The 5,803-nt window shown below is 66.1% G+C and carries 4 protein-coding genes and 2 pseudogenes; 2 read left to right on the top strand and 4 right to left on the bottom strand.

The genetic code is table 11. The annotated features are described in order from the left end of the window. A partial coding sequence (locus AZE13_RS39475) for a winged helix-turn-helix domain-containing protein (RefSeq protein ID WP_398780295.1) occupies positions 1-864 on the top strand: 864 nt, incomplete at its 5' end. A gap of 179 nt (positions 865-1,043) precedes the next feature. Here the strand turns inward: AZE13_RS39475 and AZE13_RS38810 are convergent. The 4 genes and pseudogenes from AZE13_RS38810 to AZE13_RS39480 all read right to left on the bottom strand — a co-directional run. Further along, positions 1,044-1,391, bottom strand: coding sequence for a DDE-type integrase/transposase/recombinase (locus tag AZE13_RS38810; RefSeq protein WP_398780297.1), 348 nt, complete (start codon positions 1,389-1,391; stop codon positions 1,044-1,046). Continuing rightward, the gene (locus AZE13_RS38815; RefSeq protein ID WP_066940392.1) at positions 1,325-1,612 is read right to left on the bottom strand and encodes a hypothetical protein; all 288 of its coding nucleotides are present in this window, start codon (positions 1,610-1,612) and stop codon (positions 1,325-1,327) included. Before AZE13_RS38815 ends, AZE13_RS38810 begins: the two co-directional genes overlap by 67 nt. 126 nt (positions 1,613-1,738) lie before the next feature. Continuing rightward, positions 1,739-2,191: pseudogene (locus AZE13_RS35120) on the bottom strand (transposase); the annotation flags it as partial. 763 nt (positions 2,192-2,954) lie between these two features. After that, positions 2,955-3,254 (bottom strand): annotated as a pseudogene (locus tag AZE13_RS39480) (hypothetical protein); the annotation flags it as partial. 937 nt (positions 3,255-4,191) lie between these two features. On the opposite strand from AZE13_RS39480, the gene AZE13_RS32930 reads away from it, so the two are divergent. Continuing rightward, positions 4,192-5,803 (top strand): CDP-glycerol glycerophosphotransferase family protein (locus AZE13_RS32930; RefSeq protein WP_066940395.1); only part of this gene is annotated, 1,612 nt, incomplete at its 3' end.

The raw sequence follows: 5,803 nt of genomic DNA on the forward strand, positions 1-5,803 counted from the left end.
CTGACCGGGACGTCGGCGCTGGGAGACGGTACGTATGCTGGCGCCGAGCTGTTCGAGCAGGAGATCAAGCCACCGGAGTCGCGGCTGCTGCGGGTGAGCCGGAAGTCGGCTTACCAGTGGCACCAGGTGTGGCGGGACGGCGGCGTGCGGGCTCTGGTCTCCCGTGGCCCGAGCGGTTCGCGATGCCGCCTGTCCCCGCGCTGTCTGGAGAAGCCGGCCAGGTATCTGGAACAGGCGCCGGCCGCACACGGCTGGGTGGAGGACCAGGTGTGGATGGCGGCGCGGGTGGCCACACTGATCGGCAGGAAGTTCCACGTCGCCTACAGCGTCTCGGGTGCGACGAGGCTGATGCACCGGCTCGGCTTCAGCCCACAGGCGCCCGCGCGGCGGGTCGCCGAGCGCGACGAGCAGGCCGTCGCGGTGTGGAAGGAGGCGACCTGGGCTGGGGTAGAAGGGCCCGGGCGGCCTGCGGAGGCTACATCTGCTTCGAGGACGAGGCAGGCTTCACCCGCCGGCCGCCCAAAGGACGCACCTGGGGCCGGCGCGGCCGCACCCCGGTCTGACGGTGAGCGGCCGATGCTCGGGACGCCTGTCCGTGGCCGGCCTGATCGCCATGCGACCCGGCTCGCGGACCCGGCTGTGCCACCGACTGCGCACCACCGGCCGGGCAAAGGCGCGCGCCGCAGCATGGGCGAGCGGGGCTTCATCGTGGTCGCCCTCGACCGGCTCGAAGCCCTCGTCCGCAACCGGCTCAAACGACGTCAGTACCGGTCCGCCACCCTCGACGGCTTCATAGCGGGCACCGGCCCAACCCTCGACGCCCCAGCGCCACCTCGACGAGCCGAAGTCAGTAGCTGCTCGTAGGTGCTGCTGTTCGTGCGTCGTCTCCCTCTTGAGGCCCTGCCAGAAACTCTCGGCGGGGGCGTTGTCATAGCTCGAGCCGACGCGGCCCATGCTCCTGCGGATCCCGAAACTCCTCGCAGACCTGGGCGAACGCGGCTGAGGTGCACTGGGCGCCGCGATCCGCGTGAAAGATCACCCCATCACGCTGCCGCCCGGGTCGCTACCGCCATCGTCAGGGCGTCGATGACCAGCTCGGCCCGCATATGTGAGGCCATCGTGTAGCCGATCAACCGGCGCGAGTAGATGTCCAGGACGCAGGCCAGATACAGCCGCATGCCGCCGACCTGCACGGACGTGATGTCGCCGCACCACATCTCATCCAGACGCCCGGCAGAGAACGTGCGCTTGACGAGGTCCGGGGCCGGTGGCGCGAGCCGGTCCGGGACGGTGGTGCGCTTGCGTCGCCGCAGGTGACGGCCTTCTATCCGGTGCATGCGCATGAGGTGCTCGACGCGCTTGCGGTTGACGGTGTGCCCGAAGCCCCGCAGTTCGGCGTGGACACGGCGACCCCCGTAGTTTCCCTGTGCTGGGTGTGGATCTCGCGGATCTCCGCGACGAGCGCGTCGGCGGCGGCCTGCCGCCCGGCACGGGCCTTGGCACCGGCGATCCACCGGTAGAAGCCCGAGCGGGAGACCTCCGGGACCCGGCATATCCGCTGGACACCGAACTCGCCACGGTGGAGGGAGGTGAAGTCCCAGCGGCAGGTCATGCCCCCAACTCCTTGGCGAAATACTGGGCCGCCCAGCGCAGAATCTCCCGCTCAAGTTCCCATTCCTTCTCCGCCTTGCGCAACCGGCCGATCTCCGCGCGCAGCCTCGCCAGCTCCTCATCCCGGCTCTCTGGACACTTCGGCTCCGTACACCTCGGCGAGGTGGGCCGATATCTCGCCGTGGGTGAGTCCCTTGGCGGACAGGGAGAGGACCATTTCGTCGACGCCGGTCAGCCGGCGCTGCCGCTTGTTGACAATCTGCGGCTCGGACGAGCCCCCCCCGGTCACGCGGCACGTCGATCTCGACCGGGCCGACATCGGTCAGGACGGTCTTGGACCGCTTGCCGTTGCGGGAGTTGCCTCCGTTCTTGCCAGCCGGGTCGCTTGTCATAGCCGAGGTGGTCGGACATCTCACCATCGAGCGCGGACTCCAGCAGCCCGCCCTCGCCGGTCAGCTGAAGCCCGTCGGCCTGGGCTGGCACAACGAGTTCCTCGAGAACTTCCGTCCGCTCCGCCCAACAGCGCCGTCTCCACGATGCCCGTCGCGGTTGCTTCCTCGCCTACGTTCTCGCTGGTCATACGAGTGATCCTCCATGATCGGAGTTACACCGTTCTATTTACAGGCCCCATCGGTGACACGCCGCCCATCGGACACGAAGCTCTGGGCTACCGTTCACAGCACACAGCGCCAAACTCTTCGACGAGCCCAGTGCGGTTCATCTGTGGATACCTTGCTGTTGACACAGGAGAGCTGATCTGTCACTATTCTACTCACAGGTTGGTGCTTGATGCCCAAAAGGATTGACGTTGCTGATCACCTATCGGGTAGCTCTTAGTCACCTGTGATTTTGCAAGCATCTTGCAGATTGCAAGTCTTTTCGGAGCAGATCACCGATAGCGTAGGGCTTCGCCTCGCCCCCTTGCCGGGTGACCGCTCCGCTAGGCCGACGCCGGGAGTATGGGCCGTAGGGCCAAATCGAACGAACCTTGACCAGTGCCGCGAGCATCTCTCCGCGGACCTTTTTTCTGAATCCTGGACACGGGCCGCGAAGTATTTCGCCGGGGAGACGCGATGGTGAACCGCTTCCAGTTCGTCGAGAATCAGTAGCGCCGCTTCGGCGTGAAGCGGTTGTGTCAGGCGCTCGGGATGGCTCGCTCCAGTTTTCTGCTACTGGCGCAAGACCGCCCCGGCTCGGGCAGCACGTCAGGCGGACGACGCCCGGCTCGCCGCGGAGATGCACCGGGTGCACCGGGACTCGGACGGGACCTACGGGGTGCCCAGGATCACCGCCGATGCTCCGCGACCGTGGCCGGCGCGTCAACCGCAAGCGCGTCGCCCGCCTCATGTGCTCGCTCGGGCTCGCCAGGCTCCGCCTGTGCCGCAGACACCGCACCACCGTCCCGGACCCATGCCGACGGGCGGAGCGGTGCCAGTTTGAAGCTGGTCGGTGTAATGGATAGACACGCATGCACTGTCGGCGTCGCTGTGATGCACCAGCCCGGACAGGTTCCCGTCTCCATTGCGGTCGCGGAACCAGAGGGCCACCTCCAGAGCATCCAGGACAAGGTCGGTGCACTTGTGGCCAGCGACGCGCCAGCCGACGATCTTGCGGGAAAAGCCGTTCAGGACGAAGGCGCCATAGACGAACCCGAGCCTACTCGCCCCAGAGCTCGTCTACCTTCATCGATGAACACGGCCACCTCAGCCGTCGCGTGTCGAACATTTGACGCGAAGAAAACCGACGCTGCCCTGAGGATGTAATTTGCCCGCCGCAGCTCGCGGATCTCGCGTTCGAGCTCGGCGATCCGCTGAGCATCCGCAGTCGAGGTAACCGGGGCGCTGGCCGCCATCAACCTCGGCCTGTCGCACCCAGCTGCGAACCACCGCCCGGGTGATGCCGAGCTGACCGGCGACCCTGGATATCGAGCCGGTACGAACCTGGTCTGTTCACGCACCTTGGGGATGTCAACCGGTTTGTGTGTGATGTGAGTTCTTTGCGCTTGGTCAGGTTCCTGCGGTGGTTACGGTCCGTTGATGTTGGTCGGAGAGAGAGCCAGTTGCCGAACCGGGTCTTGAACTGGTTCATGGCGCGAGTCCAGTCGAGGAGCCCGGTGCCGCGGACGCGGCCGGTGGGGATGCGTCCGTAGCCGTCTATGTGCCGGTCTTGCTGCAGCAGACCCTCCCGGCCGTCCAGGAGCCCCCCCCCGGACTCCGGCGCGTCCGTGATCAGCGTGTCAACCGCCTCCGGCGACAACACCCGCGCCACGCTCTGTGCGGCATCCGTACAGCTTGCCTCAGTTTCCTGCCTCGATATCACTGTGTGCAACTTTCCGTTCAGGGCAGGAACCTTATCAAACGGGAGCAAACATCTCCTACTTACGCACTCTGATGTGCACCTCCGCACATCGGACACTATCTGCACGACCCGCACACGGAACTCATCCGGGTACCTCCTCTTCGTCAGCATAGGTCCCCATCCTCCAGGATCCGATCCCTCCAACCGACCTGTTGCGGTTCATATGCCTTCTCGACCAGCAAGGTAGCAAGGTTATTTCGGCTCGATAGGAGATCGCACCGCATGTCCGAGACAGCTCTCGACGCCGTCCCTCGGTTTAGCATCATCGTGCCCTGTTTCAGAGTGCAGGGCTTCCTGCGCGAATGCATGGACTCGGTGCTGGAGCAGGACTTCAAGAACTTCGAGCTTATCGCCGTCGACGACTGCTCGCCGGACCACAGCGGTGCCATCCTGGACGAGTACGCCGCGCGCGACGACCGCGTCCAGGTCCTGCACCTCGCGGAGAACGTGGGCCTCGGCCTGGCCCGAAATGCCGGCCTGGAGAAGGCCCGCGGCGACTACGTCCTCTTCCTCGACAGCGATGACACCCTCGTGCCCGGCGCGCTGAGCGCCCTCGCCGAGCGGCTCACCGCCACCGAGACCCCCGAGATCCTGATCTTCGACTACGCGCGCACCTACTGGTACGGCTCGGCCCGTCGCAACGCCCGTGCCGAGCTGCTCGACGAGTCCGGCGCGCCGGCCTTCTCGCTCGCCGAGCGCCCCGAGATCCTCGACCTGCTCCAAATCGTGTGGAACAAGGCCTACCGCCGCGACTTTATCCACGAGCATGGTTTCACGTTCCCGGTGGGCTACTACGAGGACGCACCCTGGACGTTCTGCACGCTGATCACCGCACGGACCATCGGCGTCCTCGACCGGGTTTGCCTGCACTACCGCCAGCGTCGGCAGGGCGGCAACATCCTGCGCACCACCAGCCGTAAGCATTTCGACGTCTTCGACCAGTACCAGCGGGTCTTCGACTACCTCGACGCGCACCCGGAACTGTCGCGCTGGCGCCCGCACATGTTCCGCAAGATGGTCGACCACTATCTGACGATCCTGGACAAGCCCTGCCGGCTGCCGCAGAACGCGATGGCCGAGTTCTTCCACCACGCCGCCCGCGACTACCAACGGCGCCTTCCAGCCGGCTTCGTCCGCCCCACCGGCGTGGTCGGCGGCAAGTACGCACTGCTCGCCAGGGACGCCTACCCGGCGTTGGTCGGCCTCAAGATCGCCGGCAAGGTGCAGCGCACCGTGCGCAAGCAGGCCAAGAAGCGGGTGAAGTGGGTCAAGCGGGCGAAGAAGAAGGCCATGGAACTGCGCTACCACGCTCTACTGCGGCAGCCGCTGGACGAGAACCTAGCGGTCTACGCCGCATACTGGAACCGGCGGCCGTCCTGCAACCCGCTCGCGATCTACGAGAAGGCAAAGGAGCTGGCGCCCGAGGTCCACGGCGTCTGGGTCGTCAAGCAGCAGGTCGCCGACTCGGGCGAGATTCCGACGGGCATCGACTACGTCGTGGTGGACTCGCCGCGCTACTGGGAGGTGATGGCCCGTGCCAAGTACCTCGTCAACAACGTCAACTTCCCGGACAGCGTGGTCAAGCGCGAGGGTCAGATCCACCTTCAGACCCACCACGGTACCCCGCTGAAGTCCATGGGCGTCGACCAGAAGCGCTACCCGGCCGCCGCCAAGGGCATGAGCTTCCGCAAGCTGCTGGCCCGCGCCGATCGCTGGGACTACTCGGTCTCCGCCAACCAGCACACCACCGAGCAGTGGGAGCGGGTCTACCCCTGCAGCTTTGCGTCGCTGGACGTCGGATACCCCCGTAACGACGTCTACTACCAGGCGAGCG

The organism is Streptomyces sp. NBRC 110611 (assembly GCF_001590865.1).
In the GTDB taxonomy this organism is placed as follows: domain Bacteria; phylum Actinomycetota; class Actinomycetes; order Streptomycetales; family Streptomycetaceae; genus Streptomyces.